This window comes from Burkholderiales bacterium (genome assembly GCA_035560005.1).
In the GTDB taxonomy this organism is placed as follows: Bacteria; Pseudomonadota; Gammaproteobacteria; order Burkholderiales; family Eutrophovitaceae; genus DASRFY01.
This window is the reverse complement of the sequence record DATMAN010000029.1, coordinates 38,263-56,278: the sequence shown is the minus strand read 5'-3', so window position 1 is coordinate 56,278 and position 18,016 is coordinate 38,263. Positions and strand designations below refer to the sequence as shown.

Here is an 18,016-nt window from a genome sequence, read left to right as displayed (position 1 = left end):
CGTCCGCCGAGGCATTGAGTGCTTCGAATCCGCAGCGAGCTGGTGTGTAGCCGATGCTTCGCATTGACCCCGGCTTCTCCGTGCCAGCACCTCTGCGTGGTCAGTCCCGCGTTTCCCTGGCGAGGTGCAGCGCCTCGCGCAGCGCTTCGAGGTCACCGATGTGGTTGGCGAGCAGCAGTATCAGGCGGGCGTTCAACGCCGCGCTCTGCTCGTCGCTCAGCCCGCGATGCGCCTCGATCAGCGCCTCGTAGAAATCGTCCGGGACCGGCATGTTCGGAGCGGTGTTGAGCTTCATCCGGCCACGCCTTCCGATGCCCAGTGAGCGGCCGTGGCGCGGGCGAGCGCCCCGCGCACCGCGGCCGCCTCGAAGTGGCGCCAGCGCCCGGCGACGTGCTGATCGGGCCGGAACAGATAGAACGTTCCCGGCCGCGCATCCAGGCGCTTCGCGATCAGCCCGTGGATGTCCCGGCAGTGGGCAAACGGCGGCTGCGGCGCATCGACGGTGCAAACGACGAGCGGCTTGACCGCGACGGGCAATCGCTCGATCGAGCGCAGGCCCTCCGCAATGGCGGGTGCGACGGGCCGAGCGCCGGCGAAGTAAAGACCGAGGAACTCTCCGCCCAGTCGGTCGATCAGCCACCCGGGTTTGCCCTCGGCGCTGAGCGGCGCATCGATCGCCGGAGCGCCGGGGCCGCAGGCCGATGTGAACTCGTCGCGGTCCGGGGTGCCGAGCGGCGAATCGCGATACGTGGTCGGGGTCGACAGCCGTCCGGAGTTGACGAGTCTGCGCGCGAACTCGTGATCGCGAGCCAGTTCCAGCGTGGCGTCCCGGAACACCCGGCTCACCGCGCTCTTGGGCGTGATGAAGTCGGTGCTGCGCGTGGAATGACGGATGTTTTCGTCAGCCGCCGCGGTGCGCTCCTGGTCGTAGCTGTCGAGCAGGGCCTCCGGCGCCCGCCGGCGCAGAACCAGGTCGAGCTTCCACACCAGGTTGTCGGCATCCTGCATCCCGCTGTTGGCGCCGCGCGCACCGAACGGCGACACCTGATGGGCGGCGTCTCCGGCGAAGATCACGCGCCCGTGCCGGAAGCGCTCCATGCGACGGCATTGGAACGTGTAGACGCTGACCCATTCGAGGGTGAAACGGCGCTGCGGCCCGAGCATGGCCTGGATGCGGGGGATGACGCGCTCGGGCTGCTTCTCCGCCTCAGGATCGGCGTTCCAGCCGAGCTGGAAGTCGATTCGCCAGACGTCATCGGCCTGGCGGTGCAGCAGCACCGACTGGCCCGGATGGAAGGGCGGATCGAACCAGAACCAGCGTTCGGTCGGGAAATCCGCTGCCATCCTGACGTCGGTGATCAAGAAACGGTCGCGAAACACCTGGCCTCGGGTTTCCAGTCCCAGCATGTGACGCACCGGACTGCGCGCGCCGTCGGCCACCACGAGATAGTCGCAATCGGCCCGGTAGCGACCGTCGGGCGTGTCCACGGTAACGGCCGCGCCGTCGGCCCGTGCACTCAGGGCCACGACCTTGTTGCGCCAGCGCAGGTCAGCACCCAGGTCGCGCAGGCGCTCGATCATGAACTGCTCGAGGTAGTACTGCTGCAGGTTGATGAAGGCCGGGCGCTTGTGGCCGCCTTCGGGCAGCAGGTCGAAGGTGTAGAGCAGGCGCTCGCGCAGAAATACCTTCCCCGTGTTCCACACGACGCCTTTGGCGACGGCGCGCTCGCCACAGCCCAGCCGGTCCAGGATCTCCAGCGTGCGCTTGGCGAAGCAGATCGCGCGCGAGCCTTCGGACAGCCGTTGATCTTCGTCGACCAGCATGAAGTCGATGCCGCGCTGCGCGAGGTCGAGTGCGGCGGTCAGCCCCACCGGCCCGGCGCCCACCACGATGACCGCGTAGCGGCGTTTTTGCCCCCTGAGCTCCGGGGCCTTGCGGTACTCGAAGAGGTCAGCCCTCATGGAATCGACACTGCGCGCCCTTGCGTCAGGTCTTGGCGAGCGCTTCAACCCTCCAGCGCCTTCCACATCTCCAGATCCCGCTCGGCGGTCCAGATGCGCGGGTGCGGATAGTGCGTGGCCTCGTCATAGGCGCGGCTCACGTCGAACGGCATACAGTGATCGAAGATCACCCAGTGCCCGAACCGGGGTCGCAGGCGCTCGCAGGTCTCCCGGTAGACGGCCTTGAGCGGCCGGCCTGCCTGCGCGCCTTCGGCAACCGACTGGTAGAGCTGAGTGATGAAATCCCGCGTTCCCTCCACTCCGGCTTGCACCTGTTGCGGATCCATCAATGGGTCACCGCGGCCGGGAACCAGCTTCTCGGGCTTGAGCGCGCGCAGCGCATCGAGCGTCTTTGGCCAGGCTTTGAGATAGGCGTCCCCAGCATAGGGCGTCGCGCCATGCTCCACCAAGTCGCCGCTGAACAGGATCCGTTCCTTGGGCAGCCAGGCGACGGTGTCGCCCTTGGTGTGCCCCGGCCCCAGGTGCAGCAGGCGCACCTCGCGGCTGCCCAGATGGACCGTCAGCTCGCGCTCGAAGACCAGATCGGGCCAGGTGAGCCCGGGAATGGACTCGACGGCGCGGAACAGCCTGGGAAAACGCTGGATCTCCGATTTCATGTCGGCTTCGCCGCGCTCGACGATCAGATCATAGGTGCCGCGGCTCGCAATCACGCACTGTGCCCCGTAAGCGGACGCGCCGAGCACGCGCACCGCGTGGTAGTGCGACAGCACGACGTACTTCACGGGCTTGTCGGTGACCTGCCCGATGCGGCGAATGACATCGCGCGCCATCACCGGGGTGGCCTGCGTGTCGATTACCATCACCGCGTCGTCGCCGACGATGATCCCCGTGTTGGGATCGCCTTCCGCTGTGTAGGCGTAGGCGCCCGGCCCGAGCTCGACGAATGAGACTCTCTTCTCGGCGAGATCCGCCTGGGATGCGAATGCTTTTTCCATGACGCGCCTCGATCGGCGGGCGCCGCCCTTGCCGCCCACGCCCGGGAATGATTACGATTCGGTGAATCGCTTTCACGAAGCGTAATGAACCCCTCGCGATCATGTCAACCCGACACGGCGCGCGCCGCACGCGACGCGGGATTCAGTCGATCGAGGTCGGCGCGCGGCTGATCGACGCGCTGGTCGAGCGCGGCGGCCCGCTGATGCTGCGCGACCTGGCGGCAGCGGCCGGGATGGCGCCGGCCAAGGCGCACCGCTACCTGGTGAGCTTTGTTCGCATCGGGCTGGTCGAGCAGCTGCCTGAAACCGGGCGATACGATCTGGGTGCCTTCGCGCTGCGCCTGGGGCTCGCCAGCCTGGCGCGCCTGGATGCGATACGCGCAGCCACCCCGGTGCTTGCCCACCTGCGCGATCGGGTCGAGGAGACGACCGCGCTCGCGGTCTGGGGCAGCTACGGCGCCACGGTGGTGCGCTGGGAAGAAGCGCGCCGCCCGGTGACGGTCAACCTGCGCAGCGGGGGGGTACTGCCGCTGCTGACCTCGGCCACCGGCAGAGTGTTCGCCGCCTTCCTGCCGCAAGCGCAGACCCGCGTTCTGATCGACCGGGAGCTGGCGGCCGCGGCGCGCAATCCGAACGCCACCGGCCCGCGCACGCGGCGCCAGGTGCAGGCGCTGCTGCGCGAGGTGCGGCGACGCCGCATGGCGCGGGTGGAAGGGGATCTGATTCCAGGTGTCGCGGCATTGTCGGCGCCCGTGTTCGATCACGCGGGTCGGCTCGTGCTGGCGCTCACCGCGCTGGGCCACGCCGGTCACTTCGACACCCGCTGGAGCGGCGGCGTGGCGCGTGCGCTGCGCGAGGCCGCGAGCGGACTGTCGCGGCGCCTGGGCGCGATCTCGGCGCCGGCGGAGTAGAATTCGCCTTCACCGCACACAGGCTCAGGCGATGGAACCCGCACCGAAGAACCCGGCCGCGCTTTCGCAGAGGGTGGTCCGCGCGACCTGTCCGCATGATTGCCCCGACTCCTGTGCCATGCTGGTGACCGTGGACATGCGCAGCCGCCGCGCGATCCGGGTCGAGGGCGACCCCGGCCATCCGATCACCCGCGGCTACCTGTGCAACAAGGTCAACCACTATCTGGACCTCGTCTACAACGAACGACGCGTGCTCCATCCACGCCGACGCGTCGGGCCCAAAGGCCCCGGTGCGAAATGGCAGCGCATCACCTGGGACGAGGCCCTCGACGAAGTCGCCGCCCGCCTGAAGGCGATCATCCGGGAGCACGGGCCCGAGGCGGTCCTGCCTTTCTCCTACTCCGGGTCGATCGCGATCCTGGGTTTCCTGGGAATGGGGGAGCGCTTCTTCAACAAGATGGGGGCGTGCCGGCTGGAGCGCACGATCTGCACGGCGGCCGGAGTGGCGGCCGAGACGTTCACCAACGGACGCGTCGGTCAGGCCAATATCGAGGACCTGCCGCAGATGGAGGTGGTGCTGTTGTGGGGCACGAACCTGGTTTCCACCGGCGTGCATGCGATGCCGTTCGTCAACGAGGCGCGGGCCAACGGCGCGAAGATCATCGCCATCGACCCGCGGGTGACGCGCACCACGGCCTTCGCCGACTGGCACCTTCAGCCCAGGCCCGGCACCGACGCGGCGCTTGCGCTGGGGATGATGAAGATCATCGTCGATCGCGGCCTGCACGACGTCGAGTTCCTCAAAGGGCACACCGTAGGCTGGGAGAAGCTCATCGACGAGCGGCTGCCGCAATATCCGGTGGAGCGCGTGGCTCGGATCACCGGAATCAAGGCCGAAGATATCGAACGGCTCGCGCTGCTCTACGGTTCGACGAAGCGATCGTTCATCCGCCTGAATTGGGGAATCCAGCGCCATTCCAACGGCGGCTCGATGGTGCGCGCGATCGAGCTGCTCCCGGTGATCACCGGAGCGCTCTGCGGCAAGGGTGGGGTGTGCATGTCTACCGGCGGCGAGATGCGCAACGTCGATTTGCGCAAGCTGCAGCGCCCGGATCTCCTGGCCGGACGCACGCCGCGCACTTTCAACATGATTCAGCTCGGCAAGGCGCTGAACGAGGCCGAGCCGCCGGTACGGGCGCTGTTCGTGTGGAACTCCGACCCCGCCAACTGCGTGCCGGATACCAGGGCCGCGCGCCGCGGCCTGTCCCGGGAGGACCTGTTTACCGTCGTGCACGACACGTTCTTCAGCGACACCGCGGACTACGCGGACATCCTGCTGCCGGCCGATACCACGCTGGAACGCACCGACGTCATCGGCGCGTATGGTCACTTCTACTTCGGGCTTTCGCTGCCGGCGATCGACAAGATCGGCGAGAGCCTGGACAACAACGAGATGTTCCGCCGCCTGGCGCGCAAGATGGGTTACGACGAGCCATGCTTCGCCCAGTCCGACGAGGACATGATCAAGGAGCTGATCGACCCCGCCTACAACCCCCTGTTCGAGGGGGTGAGCTGGGAAATGCTCAAAGAGAAGGGCTGGGCGCGCGCGGCGGTCGACTCGCCGCGGCGACCGGGCATCAATTCCGGCCGCTGGCCCACGCCTTCGGGCAAGATCGAGATCTACTCCGAACGCATGGCCGCTCTGGGGCTCGATCCCTTGCCGGCCCATCTGCCGGAGACGGAAGGGCTGGAGAGCGCGCCGCCAGCGGCCAGGTACCCCCTGCAAGTCATCAGCGCCGCAACCCACTATTTTATCGGCGCGAGCTTCCAGCACGTGCCGCGCCTGCAAGAGATGATGTCTCGCCCCACCTTCGAGGTGAGCCCGCAGGACGCAGCCGCGCGCGGCATCCGCAACGGGGACTATTGCCGCCTGTACAACGATCGGGGAGAAGTGTTTGGCCATGCCGTGGTGGTGGAGGGCCTGTTGCCCGGGGTCGTGGGCACGCAGAAGCAGCTGCAGGGATCGAGGATGCCCAACGGCGTGAATGTCAACGCGCTGGTGAGCCAGGACGAGGCCGACATGGGCCGCGGACCGGTTTTCTATTCCACGTTGGCGCAACTGGAGAAGGTTTCCCGGCCGGATCAGGGCGCCCAAGCGCGGCACTGACCACAACGCCGCACGGCTTGCAGCGAGAAGCCGCGCCCCTTCTCGGCGGCAGCCGCTGCGCCGGGCATCGAGACGATGACATTTCCCGATCATGAGCGCGACGATCATTGACGGCGTGGCGGTGTCGCGAGCGATCCGCGCGCAGCTCCGCACGCGGGTCGATGCCCTGAAGCAAAAAGGCATCACGCCCGGACTCGCGGTAATCCTGGTGGGCGACAACCCCGCTTCCGAGGTCTATGTGCGCAACAAGGCCAAGGCCTGCGCGGACATCGGCATGCATTCCGAGGTGCACAAGTATTCCGCGGACGTTCCCGAAGAGGCCTTGCTCGCCAGAATCCGTGAGCTGAACCGCGATCCGCGCATCCACGGCATCCTGGTCCAGTTGCCGTTGCCGCCGCACATCGATAACAACAAGGTGCTGGAAGCGATCTCGCCCGACAAGGACGCGGACGGATTCCACCTTTACAATATGGGCGGCTTGGTCACCGGAGGTTCGGTCTTTCCGCCCTGCACGCCCTACGGGGTGATGGCGTTGCTGGACCACTATGAGATCCCGCTGGAGGGCGCCAATGCCGTGGTGGTCGGGCGCAGCAACATCGTCGGAAAGCCGATGGCGCTGATGCTGCTCGCGCGCAACGCGACGGTATCGATCTGCACCTCCAAGACGCGCGATCTGCGCCTCTACACCCGCCTCGCCGACATCCTGGTGGTCGCGACCGGAAAGCCGAGGATGATCACCGCCGACATGGTCAAGCCCGGCGCCTGCGTGATCGATGTCGGCATCAATCGCCTGCCGGACGGCAAGCTCGTGGGCGACGTGGATTTCGACGGCGTCAAGGAAGTCGCGGGATTTCTCACGCCGGTACCGGGGGGCGTCGGGCCGATGACCATCACCATGCTGCTCGGCAACACCCTCCAGGCGGCGGAGCGCCTCGCGGCCGCACAGGAAGCCGGGCGCGCGCAGGCTGTCGGCGCCTCGGTCCTGCACTGAGAGCGGCAAGATGTTCGCCGACCGCGCCGAGGCCGCGACGCGGCTGGCGACGGCGCTCGAACACTACCGCGGCCGCAATCCCCTCGTGCTCGGCATCCCGCGCGGCGCCGTGCCGATGGCGCGGATCGTCGCCGATCGCCTCGGCGGAGACGTCGACGTCGTGCTGGTGCGCAAACTGGGCGCACCGGGAAATCCGGAGTACGCGGTGGGCGCGGTAGACGAGTCGGGCTGGTCCTTCGTCGCCCCGCATGCTGAAAGGGCGGGCGCGACGTCCGATTACATCGAAGGCGAACGCGCGAGGCAGCTCGCGGTGATGCGCGAGCGCCGCGCGGCTTACAGCCAAGGGCGCGGGGCGCTCGATCCGGCCGGCCGTATCGTGATCGTGGTGGATGACGGTCTGGCCACGGGCTCCACGATGATCGCCGCGCTCCATGCCCTGCGCATGCGCAATCCCGGCAGACTCGTGTGCGCGGTCCCGGTTTCGCCGACCGAGACATTGGAGCGCCTCAAGCCTCTTGCGGACGAGATCGTGTGCCTCGAGGCGCCCGCACATTTCCACGCGGTCGGACAGTTCTACCGCAGTTTTCCTCAGGTCGACGACGACGCAGTCATCGCGGCGCTGAGCTTGCCTTCCTCGCCCGGCACCGGGGTGCGCAGCGCGCCCGGGTGACGCGCACAGGCCGCCCGCCGGCGTCGGGCGCAGGGCTAGGATGAGGCGGGCCGGGTAAAGTGCTTCTCGAACCAGTCGGCAGCGAACTGGGCGACCTGCTCCAGCGTTCCCGGTTCCTCGAACAGGTGTCCCGCGCCCGGGATGACGCGCAGCTGCTTTTCGCAGCTCAGGCGCGAAAGCGCCTCGCGGTTCAGGGCGAGGACCGCGGTGTCCCGTCCACCCACCAGCAGCAAAGTCGCAGCGCCCACACGGGCCAGTACCTCGGGCCCGGCCAGATCCGGCCGTCCCCCGCGGCAGACCACCGCTTTGGGCGGATGCTCCGGGGTGGCCGCGGCACGCAGCGCGGCGGCTGCCCCGGTGCTGGCGCCGAAGTAGCCCAATGCCAGTCCGGCGCTTTCCGGCTGCGCGCGCATCCATCCGGCGGCCAGCAGCAACCTGCTGGTGAGCAGGCCGATGTCGAAGCGCGTGCGGTATTCAGTGTCTTCTGCCGGGGTGAGCAGATCGAACAGCAGGGTCGCGATGCTGCGCTCATGCAGCACCGCAGCCACGAAGTTGTTGCGCGGAGACAGCCGCCCGCTGCCGGTGCCGTGGGCGAAGAGCACGATTCCCCTGGGAGACTCGGGCAGGACGAGCGTGCCGTCGAGCCGGCCGACGTCGGTCTCGATAGCGGCCTGTCGTTGAAGGAGACTGGGCAAGGCTACGCGGCGCCGATGGCGAGCGGAATGCGCCGGCGCCCGAACTGCCCGTGGAAGGCCTCGAAGCGACCGGGGACGGCGGCGCCACAGCCCGTGCAGGACCCTTCGGCGCCGAGGCGGTAGCTGAGGATCCGGTACCAGTCGCGCATGATCAGCGCCTGGCCACACCCGGGACAGAAGGTCGTGCCGCCCTCCGGATCGTGGACGTTGCCCGTGTAGACGTATTTCAGTCCTTCGCCGAGCGCGATGCGCCGCGCGCGCCTGAGCGTCTCCGGGGGCGTGGGCGGCAGGTCCGTCAGCTTCCAGTCGGGATGGAAGGCCGTGAAGTGCAAGGGCACGTCGGGACCCAGTTCGCTCCCGATCCACCGGCTCATCCGGTAGATCTCTTCGTCGGCGTCGTTCTTGGTGGGGATGAGGAGTGTGGTGATCTCGAACCAGACGCCGGTCTCATGGCGCAGGTACTTCAGCGTGTCGAGCACCGGACGCAGATGGGCGCCCGTGAGCCTGAAGTAGAACTCTTCGGTAAAGGCCTTCAAATCCACGTTCGCGGCATCCATCTTGGCGTAGAACTCGCGGCGCGGCGCCTCGTGCATGTAGCCCGCGGTGACCGCGACGGTCTTGATTCCGCGTTCGTGACAGGCGTCGGCCACGTCCATCGCGTACTCGGCGAAGATCACCGGATCGTTGTAGGTGAACGCCACGCTCCTGGCGCCGAGCTTCAGCGCCGCGTCGGCGATCTGCTCCGGTCCGGCTTGGTCGGCGAGCCGGTCCATGTCCTGGGACTTCGAAATGTCCCAGTTCTGGCAGAACTTGCACGCCAGGTTGCAGCCTGCCGTACCGAAGGAGAGCACGCTGGAGCCAGGATAGAAGTGGTTGAGCGGCTTCTTTTCGATGGGATCGAGGCAGAATCCCGAGGAACGGCCGTAGGTGGTGAGCACCATGGCGTCGCCTTCGCGCATGCGCACGAAGCAGGCGCCGCGCTGCCCCGGGTGCAGCCTGCATTCGCGCGGGCACAGGTCGCATTGGACCCGCCCGTCCTCCAGCCGGTGCCACCAGCGTGCGGGATGCGCGCTCACTGCGCTTCGCTCCATTTTTCCACCCGGTATCGATACAGCCGGATTTCCTCAGACCAGTACTGCATTGGAAGCCCGGCCTTGCGTTTGAGTTCGGCCAGGAAGGCGCGCGGCTCTTGCACGCTTTCCCATACCTGGGGCAGAAAGGTGCTGCGCTGCTCGCGCCAGGCGAGCACCACCCCATCCTCGTTCGGACGCAGCGCCGCCAGCGCCTCATCCTCGCTGCCGAAGGCGATCGGGAGCAGGGGCGAGAGGACCGAGACTTCGATGCGCGTGTCGCGAAATTCCACCGCCGACAGCGGCTGGAAGCGCGGATCGCTGAAGGCCGCCGCCTGAGCATTGAGCTTCACGTCCTCGCCCAGCGGGCGGCTGGCCTGCAGACTGCCGATGCATCCGCGCAGCCGGCCCTCGAGCTTCAGCGTGACGAAAGAGGCCGCCGGTTCGTGCAGGAACGCGGGCTGTTCGTCGCTCGGCAAGTGCAGCCCGAAGCGGCTGCCGATCGAGGCTCGAGCAATGCACAGCAAGACCGTGCCCTTGTCAGCGCCGGCCGGATTCATAGAAACCGAAGGCCCCGTAACCCACAACCCGCGAGCAGTCGCCGGCGGTATCGCCCGAGTTGCGCAGGTCGATCAGCTCGCATCCCAGGCGACGGGACTGGGCGGTGACGAGCAGGCCGTTGATGGGTGCCGCGCCGCACGCCTGATCGTGGTCGAGGCCGGGTTCGAGGCGCAGAATGCGCCGGGCGGTGGCCTCGTCCATGGCGCGGGCGCCAGTATAGGGGAGATAGTGCGAAAGGTCCGAACTGACGACCACCAGGGTCTCGTCGCCGCCCCAAAGCCGCTCCAGCACGGCGGCGACTTCCCATTCGGTGGCGTCGCCGACCGCGAACGGGACCAGGGAAAAATCCTCGAGAAGCGCCTGCAGAAACGGCAGATGTACTTCCAGCGAGTGCTCCTCGGCGTGCGCGCGGTCGCTCACGCAAACCTGCGGCCAGCCGGCGAGCGCCTGCATGCTCGGGCGATCGAGGCGGACCGCGCCGAGCGGCGTGGCGAACGCGTCGACCGAGGGCAGTGCCAGGCCGCGCACCGCCACCCGATGCGCCGGGCCGAGCAGGACGACCCGCTCGATGCGGCCATGCAGCGGCGCGATGCGCGCATACCCGCTCGCGGCCACCGGGCCCGAGTAGACGTAACCCGCATGCGGGACGAGCAAGGCCTTGGGCAGCGGCGCTCGCGCAGGCGTCGACGCCGCTGCGAGCAGGCGCGCGACTTCCCGTTGCAGATCGCGCGCCTCGGAGGGATAGAACAGCCCGGCTACGGCCGGCGGCCTCGTGGAAGCCATGGTGCATTCCGCCTGCGGATGGACCGGGGGGACCGTCACGTCCTGCGGCATACGACGATTATAGAGCCCGTGAGTCAAACTTCTTGACGCACTCGCGCGGCACGGTATATTGCTGACCGCTCGGTCATTTTCGTCCGTCATGCACCTGCCAAGACCCGATCGGCGCTGGACCCGCCGCAAGGAGGCGCGCCCCGCCGAGCTGCTGGCGGCGGCGCTGGACCTGTTCGTCGAAAGAGGCTACGCCGCGACCCGGTTGGATGACGTGGCAGCGCGAGCCGGTGTCAGCAAGGGGACGCTGTATCTGTACTTCTCCAGCAAGGAGGAGCTGTTCAAGGCGGTGATCCGCTCCGGTATCGTGCCGCTGATCGAACGCGGCGAGCGCCAGCTGGAGGAACACAAGGGACGCGCCAGCGATCTGCTGCGGCAGATCATGTTCGGCTGGTGGGCGTCGGTGGGCGACACGAAGCTCGGAGGCATTCCCAAGCTGATGTTCTCGGAGTGCCGGAACTTTCCCGAAATCGGAAAGTTTTACTACGACGAGGTGATCACGCGCAGCTTTCGCCTGGTGCAGGGCGTGCTCGAGCAGGGCATCCGCAGCGGGGAATTCCGCGAGGTCGATGCCAATTACGCCACCCGCCTGTTGCTGGCGCCGATGGTTTATCTGCTGTTGTGGCGGCATTCCTTCGACATCTGCGACAGCAAGCACATCGATCCTGAGCGCTACCTGGAGCTGCACCTGGACATGACGATCAACGGGCTCACGCCGCGTGGCCGGGAGCGCAGGGCGGCCAGCGCGCCGCGGGTCATCAACATGGATAACAGAAGGGGGAGGTCCCGATGAATCGACTCTGGTGGCTGGTGGCGGGCGCATTGTCCGCGTCGCCCGTGTACTGTGCGGATCTGCTGAGCCTTTACCGCGATGCGCAGCTGCAGGACGCGCAATACGCCGCCGCCAAGGCGCAATTTATCGCCGGGCAGGAGAGGCTGCCGCAAGGGCGAGCGCTTCTGCTGCCGCGGGTGGATTTCGACGCCGGCTACAACTGGAACCGGCTGGATACCGAGTACAAAAGCAGCCTGTTCACTTCCGGCACCGAAAGCTTCAATACCTACAACTACGGCGTCACGGTGACTCAGCCCCTCTATCGCCGCGACAACCGGGTGATCTACGACCAGGCGAAGATCCAGGTCAGGCAGTCCGAGGCGCAACTCGATTTGGCGTCGCAGGACCTGATGGTCCGGGTCGCGCAGGCCTATTTCAACGTCCTGCTGGCGCGCGCCAACCTCAACACCATCCGGGCACAGAAGACCGCGGTCGCCCAGCAGCTGGAGCAAGCCAAGCGCAACTTCATCGTGGGCACGGCCACCATCACCGATCAGCGCGAGGCGCAGGCCAACTACGACCTGGTGGTCGCGCAGGAGATCGCGGCGCTCAACGAGCTGGAAGTGGCCAACCGGGCGCTCGAAGTCCTCGTGGGGCGCCCGATCGAAGGGCCGCTGGCGGGCCTGAAGTTGCCGATCAGTCTGAGTGCGCCCGAACCCAACGACATGAAGGCGTGGGTGGACCTGGCCTATGAGTCGAGCATCGACGTACGGCTCGCCCAACAGAGCCTGGAGCTGGCGCAGCGCGAGGTCGAGCGCGCGCGTGCCGGGCACTTGCCGACGTTGGACGCGGTCGGCTCGCTCAACCACCGGTACTCCGGGCAGTCGACGACCGGCGCCGGTGCCGACGTGACCGCGGCCGTGATCGGCCTGCAGCTGAACGTGCCGCTGTACCAGGGCGGCGGCATCGATTCGCGCGTGCGCGAGGCCGCGGCCAACCAGGAGCGGGCGCGCCAGGAGCTGGAAAGCACGCGGCGCGCGGTGGCACAAAGAACCCGCGAGGCGTTTCTCGGGGTGACCTCCGGACTGGCCCAGGTGAGCGCCTTGGAACAGGCGGTATCCTCGACCCAGCTGCAGCTGGAATCGACCAAGCTCGGCCAGGAGGTCGGTGTGCGCACCGCGGTCGACGTGCTCAACGCCGAGCAGCAGCTGGCCCGGGCGCGCCGCGACCTCTCGCAAGCGCTCTACAACACGATCCTCAATCAGCTGCGCCTGAAAGCCGCGGTCGGCAAACTGGCCGAGGCCGACATCGCCGGCGTGAACCAGCTGTTGCGGGAGGACGTCCAGTAATGCAACGCCCGCGCGCCGCCTTTGTCGCCGCGGCGTTGGCTCTGGCCGCCTGTTCGCAGCAGGAAGTGCGGACTTTCCCCGGCTACGCCCAGGCGCAGTACGTGCACGTCGCCGCACCGCTCTCGGGCAACCTTGCCCGGCTCAACGTCAGACGCGGCGAGCGCGTGCGCTCTGGACAGACGCTGTTCTCGCTTCAGGTCGAAGAGGAGGCGCGCGCACTGCGCGAAGCGCAGGCCAGGGTGAAGGCGGCGCAAGCGCAGCTGCGGGCCGCGCGGCGCGGCGCGCAGGAAGCGCCGATGCGCGGCGCCGAGGCGGAACTCAACGCGGCCAAGGCGGCGCTCGCGCAGGCGCAGTGGCGTCTGGAGCTCAAGACGGCGAAAGCGCCGCGCGACGGCGTGGTGGTCGAGACCGCGTACACGGTGGGCGAATGGGTGGAGGCGGGCCTTGCGGTGATCGCCATCCTTGCCCCGCAGGACATCAAGGTGCGCTTCTTGGTGCCTTCACACGTTGCAGCGGCGCTGCACCATGGGCAGGGCGTGCGCCTGCGCTGCCCGGGGTGCGGGGAGGTCAGCGCCGAAATCGCCTACGTGTCGCCGCTCGCGGAGCCGGCCACCGAAGGGCAAGGCGCGCAACGCCTGCATTTCCTGGTCGAGGCGCGCCCGGCGCCGGAGGCGGCACTGAGGCTGCATCCCGGACAGCCGGTGGAAGTGGTGTTGTAGGCCGGTCGCCCCCACGATGCGGCGGCCCGGCGGCGGGAGGACGCGATGAAACAGCCGCCGCCGCGGGTCGCTTCGGCGCGCCCGCGGCTGATCTGGTTTTGCCTGGCGCTGACAGCGACGACACTGCCCGGTTGCTCGCAGGAGAGCCCAGCGCCGCCGCAGCCGCGCGCGGTCAACGCGGTACGCGTCGTGATGGGCGCGCGCAGCGCCGAGACGGCCTATTCGGGCGACGTGCGCCCGCGCTACGAGTCGGCACTCGGCTTTCGCGTTTCCGGCAAGCTCGTCGCGCGCCTGGTCGACGTGGGCGACACCGTGGAAAAGGGCGCGCTTCTCGCCCGCCTCGACCCGGCCGACCAGCGGCTAAACGCCGAGGCGGCGCGTTCCCAGTTCGCCGCCGCCCGCGCCGATTACGAGCAGGCCAAAGCCGATCTGGCGCGCTACGCCGAACTGCTCGAAAAGAAGTTCATCAGTCAGGCGGAGTTCGACCGCCGGCGCACGGCCTACGAGGTGGCCAGCGCGCGCCTGGAGCAGGCGCGGGCCCAACTCAGCGTCACGCGCAACCAAGCAGCCTACACCGAGCTGCGCGCCGATCAGGCGGGCGTCATCACCGCGATCGAAGCCGAGGTCGGGCAAGTCGTGGCTGCCGGCCAGGTGGTGGCACGCCTGGCACAAACCTCGGAAAAGGAAATCGAGATCAACGTTCCCGAGAACCGGCTCGCCGACCTGAGCAGCGCGGCGCAGATCGACATCACGCTGTGGGCTGTTCCGGGCCGGACCTACCGCGGGCGCGTGCGCGAAATCAGTCCGTCGGCGGATGCGGTGACGCGCACCTATGCCGCGCGCATCACGGTGCTCGACGCCGACGCGACGATGAAGCTGGGCATGACGGCCAACGTGTTCCTGCGCGGCGTGGGCCGGAGCGCCGCGGTCGAGTTGCCTGCCAGCGCCGTGTTCAAGCAGGGTGAACGCGTCGCGGTCTGGGTCATCGATCCGGTTTCGAAGCGGGTCCGAGCGGTTGCGGTCGAGATCGGCGGCTACCACGAGGACAGGGTCTCGATCCTCTCCGGCCTGAAGGACGGCGAGCTGGTGGTGCGCGCGGGCGTGCACAAGCTGTTCGAGGGCGAGAGCGTGCGAGTGCTCGACGAAGGCGACGTGTGAGCCGCTTCAATCTGTCGGAATGGGCTCTGGAGCACCAGTCGCTGGTGTTCTTCTTCATGCTCGCGCTGGCCGGCTCCGGCATCTATGCCTACTTCCGCCTGGGCCAGGCCGAAGATCCGGACTTCACCTTCAAGGTGATGGTGGTGCGCACGCTGTGGCCGGGCGCCAGCCCGCGCGACATGGAAGCGCAGGTCACCGAGCGCATCGAGAAGAAGCTGCAGGAGACCCCCTACCTGGACGTGGTGCGCAGCTATTCGCGCTCCGGGGAATCCACCCTCTTCGTGATCCTGAAGGATTCCACGCCGCCGCGACAAGTGGCTGACGTCTGGTACCAGGTGCGCAAGAAGATCGGCGACATCCGCCACACGCTTCCCCAGGGCGTGCTCGGCCCGTTCTTCAACGACGAGTTCGGCGACGTGTACGGCAACATCTACGCCTTCACCGCCGACGGCTACGGCTACGCGGAGCTGAAGGACTACGTGGAAGAGGTGCGCAAGGAGATCCTGCGGGTTCCCGGCGTGGCCAAGGCCGACCTGATCGGCGCGCAGGACGAGAAAATCTACGTCGAGCTTTCGCACCGCAAGCTGGCCAATCTCGGCATCGACCCGCTGGCCATCTTCCAGGTGTTGCAGCAGCAGAACGCGATGACGCCGGCCGGCAGCATCGACACGCTCGCCGACCGCATCTACTTGCGAGTGTCCGGAAGCTTCGATTCGGTGGAAAGCATCCGCGAGATCGGCATCACCGCCAACGGGCGCCTGTTCCGCCTGGGCGACATCGCGCGGGTGTACCGCGGCTACGCCGACCCGCCGGAGCTGAAGGTGCGCTACATGGGCCAGGAAGCAATCGCGCTCGCGGTGTCGATGGCCAAGGGCGGTGACATCCTGCAGCTCGGGCGCGACCTCGACGCGGCCTTCGAACGCATCCGGCGCGGGCTGCCGGTAGGCATCGAAGTGCATCAGTACGCCAATCAGCCCGCGGTGGTCAGCCGCTCGGTTCGCGAGTTCATGAAGACGTTGACCGAGGCGATCGTCATCGTCCTGGGCGTGAGCTTCCTCAGCCTGGGCGCGCGCACCGGCCTGGTGGTGGCGCTGTCCATTCCGCTGGTGCTGGCGGTGACCTTTCTGGTGATGATGCTCTACGGCATCGACTTCCAGCGCATCTCGCTCGGCGCACTGATCATCGCGCTCGGACTGCTGGTCGACGACGCGATCATCGCGGTGGAGATGATGGCCACCAAGATGGAGCAGGGGTGGGAGCGTGCCAAGGCCGCCAGCTTCGCCTACACGTCGACCGCGTTTCCCATGCTGACCGGCACGCTGATCACCGCCGCCGGCTTCCTGCCGGTGGGTTTTGCGAAATCCTCCGCCGGCGAATACACCTTCTCGATCTTCGCGGTGGTCACGATCGCGTTGCTGGTGTCCTGGGTGGTGGCCGTGCTGTTCACGCCCTACCTGGGCTACAAGCTGCTGCCCGACTTCGCGCGTGCCCGGAGCAGGCCGACCTGGTTCCAGCGTTTCGTGCAGGCGCCGCTGCACCGCCTGAGCCCGCGCCGGATTCCTGCGCCACAAGCGCGCGCGCATGACACGCAGGTCTACCAGCGGCCGTTCTACCGCGCTTTTCGCCGGCTGGTGGAGCTCTGCGTCACCTGGCGCAAGACCGTCATCGCGATCACGCTCGCGGTTTTCCTGGTGGCGTTGTTCGGCTTCAAGTTCGTCCAGCAGCAGTTCTTTCCCTCGTCCAACCGCCCCGAGCTGATGCTCGATCTGTGGCTGCCGCAGGGCGCCTCCTTCCAGGCTACGGAGCGCGAGGTGCGGCGCATGGAGAAAGCGCTCGAGCGCGACCCGGACGTGCTCAGCTACGTCGCCTACGTGGGCGGCGGCAGCCCGCGCTTCTACCTGCCGATCGATCAGCAGCTGAACCACCCCAACTTCGCGCAGGTCGTTTTGTTGACCCGCGACAGCCGGGCCCGCGAACGCGTGGCCGTGCGGCTCGAGCGCATTCTCGAAACCGAGTTCACGCTGCTGCGCGGGCGCGTCAACCGGCTGGAGAACGGTCCGCCGGTCGGCTACCCGGTGCAATTCCGCGTGAGCGGCAGCGACGTCGCGACGCTGCGGCGTATCGCCAACGAGATCGCCGGCGTCATGCGCGCCAATCCGCATACCGACAACGTGCACTTGGACTGGAACGAGCAAACCAAGACCGTGCGGCTCGAGATCGACCAGAACAAGGCGCGCCTGATCGGTGTGAGCTCGCAGGGGCTTTCCACCGTGCTCAACTCGATCCTGACCGGTTTCGGCATCACGCAGTACCGCGAGCGCGACGACCTGATCGAGGTGCTGGCCCGGGCCGAGGCGGCGGAGCGCGTCGATCCGGGCCGGCTGGCGGACATCAACGTGCCGACCGCCAGCGGCAAATGGGTCCCGCTGTCGCAGATCGCGCGCATCGAATACGGCTTCGAGGAAGGCATCATCTGGCGCCGCAACCGCCAGCCGACCGTGACGGTGCGCGCCGACCTGCGCGGCGACATCCAGGCCCCGGTCGTGTCGAAGCAGATCGAACCGATGCTCGAACCGATCAAGGCGAAGCTGCCGCAGCACTATCGGATCGAAACCGGCGGGGCGATCGAGGAAAGCGCCAAGGGCGAGCAGTCGATCATCGCCGTCATGCCGGTGATGATCCTGGTGGTGCTGACCCTGCTCATGATCCAGCTGCAGAGCCTGCAGCGCACCGTCATGGTGTTGCTGACCGCTCCGCTCGGCCTGATCGGCGTGGCGTTCATCCTGCTCACCTGGAATGTCCCGTTCGGCTTCGTCGCCAACCTCGGCGTGATCGCCCTGTTCGGCATGATCATGCGCAACTCCGTGATTCTCGTGGACCAGATCGAGCGCGACATCAGGGACGGGCGCTCGCGCTGGGAGGCCGTCGTGGAAGCCACGGTGCGGCGCTTCCGCCCCATCGTCCTGACCGCGGCCGCCGCCGTGCTGGCGATGATTCCGCTGTCGCGCAGCGAGTTCTGGGGCCCGATGGCGGTGGCGATCATGGGCGGCTTGATCTCCGCGACCTTGCTGACCCTGCTGTTCCTGCCCGCGCTGTACGCCGCATGGTTCCGGGTCCGGCGCAGCGGCCCTGGCGCGAGCTGACGCCATGGCGGCCCCACGCGTG

The 18,016-nt window shown here is 67.7% G+C and carries 16 protein-coding genes; 9 read left to right on the top strand and 7 right to left on the bottom strand.

Annotated features, from left to right (window positions below; genetic code table 11):
* Nucleotides 1–100: 100 nt before the first annotated feature.
* From VNM24_03595 to VNM24_03585, 3 genes are read right to left on the bottom strand one after another with little or no spacing between them, the layout of a single operon-like run.
* On the bottom strand, nt 101–295 hold the full coding sequence (locus VNM24_03595) for a DUF2783 domain-containing protein (protein ID HWQ37683.1): 195 nt from the start codon (nt 293–295) through the stop codon (nt 101–103).
* Entirely contained in the window at nt 292–1,962 is a 1,671-nt protein-coding gene (locus VNM24_03590; protein HWQ37682.1) for an FAD-dependent oxidoreductase, read from the bottom strand. Before VNM24_03590 ends, VNM24_03595 begins: the two co-directional genes overlap by 4 nt.
* A 44-nt stretch (nt 1,963–2,006) precedes the next feature.
* Nucleotides 2,007–2,957, bottom strand: coding sequence for an MBL fold metallo-hydrolase (locus VNM24_03585; protein HWQ37681.1), 951 nt, complete (start codon nt 2,955–2,957; stop codon nt 2,007–2,009).
* A 101-nt stretch (nt 2,958–3,058) separates the two neighbouring features.
* On the opposite strand from VNM24_03585, the gene VNM24_03580 reads away from it, so the two are divergent.
* From VNM24_03580 to VNM24_03565, 4 genes are all read left to right on the top strand, one after another.
* Nucleotides 3,059–3,868 (top strand): IclR family transcriptional regulator, encoded by an 810-nt coding sequence (locus VNM24_03580; protein HWQ37680.1) that lies wholly within the window; start codon nt 3,059–3,061, stop codon nt 3,866–3,868.
* 31 nt (nt 3,869–3,899) lie between these two features.
* Nucleotides 3,900–6,035: a molybdopterin-dependent oxidoreductase gene (locus VNM24_03575; protein ID HWQ37679.1), complete on the top strand. Its 2,136-nt coding sequence runs from the start codon at nt 3,900–3,902 to the stop codon at nt 6,033–6,035.
* Between the two features lie 91 nt (nt 6,036–6,126).
* Nucleotides 6,127–7,026, top strand: coding sequence for a bifunctional methylenetetrahydrofolate dehydrogenase/methenyltetrahydrofolate cyclohydrolase FolD (folD, locus tag VNM24_03570; GenBank protein HWQ37678.1), 900 nt, complete (start codon nt 6,127–6,129; stop codon nt 7,024–7,026).
* Between the two features lie 10 nt (nt 7,027–7,036).
* Nucleotides 7,037–7,696 (top strand): phosphoribosyltransferase family protein, encoded by a 660-nt coding sequence (locus VNM24_03565; GenBank protein ID HWQ37677.1) that lies wholly within the window; start codon nt 7,037–7,039, stop codon nt 7,694–7,696.
* Nucleotides 7,697–7,731: 35 nt separating this feature from the next.
* Here VNM24_03565 and VNM24_03560 read toward each other — a convergent pair whose 3' ends face one another.
* Genes VNM24_03560 through amrB form a run of 4 tightly spaced genes read right to left on the bottom strand, consistent with a single transcriptional unit; the run spans nt 7,732 to nt 10,805 of the window.
* The gene (locus VNM24_03560) at nt 7,732–8,391 is read right to left on the bottom strand and encodes an alpha/beta hydrolase (GenBank protein ID HWQ37676.1); all 660 of its coding nucleotides are present in this window, start codon (nt 8,389–8,391) and stop codon (nt 7,732–7,734) included.
* Nucleotides 8,392–8,393: 2 nt separating this feature from the next.
* Nucleotides 8,394–9,467, bottom strand: coding sequence for an AmmeMemoRadiSam system radical SAM enzyme (gene amrS, locus VNM24_03555; protein ID HWQ37675.1), 1,074 nt, complete (start codon nt 9,465–9,467; stop codon nt 8,394–8,396).
* Complete coding sequence (gene amrA / locus VNM24_03550) at nt 9,464–10,021, bottom strand: AmmeMemoRadiSam system protein A (GenBank protein HWQ37674.1); 558 nt, start codon at nt 10,019–10,021, stop codon at nt 9,464–9,466. Before amrA ends, amrS begins: the two co-directional genes overlap by 4 nt.
* Nucleotides 10,002–10,805: an AmmeMemoRadiSam system protein B gene (gene amrB / locus VNM24_03545; GenBank protein HWQ37673.1), complete on the bottom strand. Its 804-nt coding sequence runs from the start codon at nt 10,803–10,805 to the stop codon at nt 10,002–10,004. Before amrB ends, amrA begins: the two co-directional genes overlap by 20 nt.
* 139 nt (nt 10,806–10,944) lie before the next feature.
* On the opposite strand from amrB, the gene VNM24_03540 reads away from it, so the two are divergent.
* Genes VNM24_03540 through VNM24_03520 form a run of 5 tightly spaced genes read left to right on the top strand, consistent with a single transcriptional unit; the run spans nt 10,945 to nt 17,994 of the window.
* The gene (locus VNM24_03540) at nt 10,945–11,646 is read left to right on the top strand and encodes a TetR/AcrR family transcriptional regulator (GenBank protein ID HWQ37672.1); all 702 of its coding nucleotides are present in this window, start codon (nt 10,945–10,947) and stop codon (nt 11,644–11,646) included.
* On the top strand, nt 11,643–12,974 hold the full coding sequence (locus VNM24_03535) for a TolC family outer membrane protein (GenBank protein ID HWQ37671.1): 1,332 nt from the start codon (nt 11,643–11,645) through the stop codon (nt 12,972–12,974). Before VNM24_03540 ends, VNM24_03535 begins: the two co-directional genes overlap by 4 nt.
* Nucleotides 12,974–13,693: an HlyD family efflux transporter periplasmic adaptor subunit gene (locus VNM24_03530; GenBank protein ID HWQ37670.1), complete on the top strand. Its 720-nt coding sequence runs from the start codon at nt 12,974–12,976 to the stop codon at nt 13,691–13,693. The genes VNM24_03535 and VNM24_03530 overlap by 1 nt, the downstream gene beginning before the upstream one ends.
* A gap of 45 nt (nt 13,694–13,738) precedes the next feature.
* On the top strand, nt 13,739–14,851 hold the full coding sequence (locus VNM24_03525) for an efflux RND transporter periplasmic adaptor subunit (protein HWQ37669.1): 1,113 nt from the start codon (nt 13,739–13,741) through the stop codon (nt 14,849–14,851).
* Nucleotides 14,848–17,994, top strand: coding sequence for an efflux RND transporter permease subunit (locus VNM24_03520; GenBank protein HWQ37668.1), 3,147 nt, complete (start codon nt 14,848–14,850; stop codon nt 17,992–17,994). The genes VNM24_03525 and VNM24_03520 overlap by 4 nt, the downstream gene beginning before the upstream one ends.
* Nucleotides 17,995–18,016: the final 22 nt, after the last annotated feature.

Coding starts and splice junctions, on each gene's coding strand:
- VNM24_03595 (HWQ37683.1), bottom strand. CDS start 295: ATGAAGCTCAACACCGCTCCGAACATGCCGGTCCCGGACGATTTCTAC.
- VNM24_03590 (HWQ37682.1), bottom strand. CDS start 1,962: ATGAGGGCTGACCTCTTCGAGTACCGCAAGGCCCCGGAGCTCAGGGGG.
- VNM24_03585 (HWQ37681.1), bottom strand. CDS start 2,957: ATGGAAAAAGCATTCGCATCCCAGGCGGATCTCGCCGAGAAGAGAGTC.
- VNM24_03580 (HWQ37680.1), top strand. CDS start 3,059: ATGTCAACCCGACACGGCGCGCGCCGCACGCGACGCGGGATTCAGTCG.
- VNM24_03575 (HWQ37679.1), top strand. CDS start 3,900: ATGGAACCCGCACCGAAGAACCCGGCCGCGCTTTCGCAGAGGGTGGTC.
- folD (HWQ37678.1), top strand. CDS start 6,127: ATGAGCGCGACGATCATTGACGGCGTGGCGGTGTCGCGAGCGATCCGC.
- VNM24_03565 (HWQ37677.1), top strand. CDS start 7,037: ATGTTCGCCGACCGCGCCGAGGCCGCGACGCGGCTGGCGACGGCGCTC.
- amrA (HWQ37674.1), bottom strand. CDS start 10,021: ATGAATCCGGCCGGCGCTGACAAGGGCACGGTCTTGCTGTGCATTGCT.
- amrB (HWQ37673.1), bottom strand. CDS start 10,805: ATGGCTTCCACGAGGCCGCCGGCCGTAGCCGGGCTGTTCTATCCCTCC.
- VNM24_03540 (HWQ37672.1), top strand. CDS start 10,945: ATGCACCTGCCAAGACCCGATCGGCGCTGGACCCGCCGCAAGGAGGCG.
- VNM24_03535 (HWQ37671.1), top strand. CDS start 11,643: ATGAATCGACTCTGGTGGCTGGTGGCGGGCGCATTGTCCGCGTCGCCC.
- VNM24_03530 (HWQ37670.1), top strand. CDS start 12,974: ATGCAACGCCCGCGCGCCGCCTTTGTCGCCGCGGCGTTGGCTCTGGCC.
- VNM24_03525 (HWQ37669.1), top strand. CDS start 13,739: ATGAAACAGCCGCCGCCGCGGGTCGCTTCGGCGCGCCCGCGGCTGATC.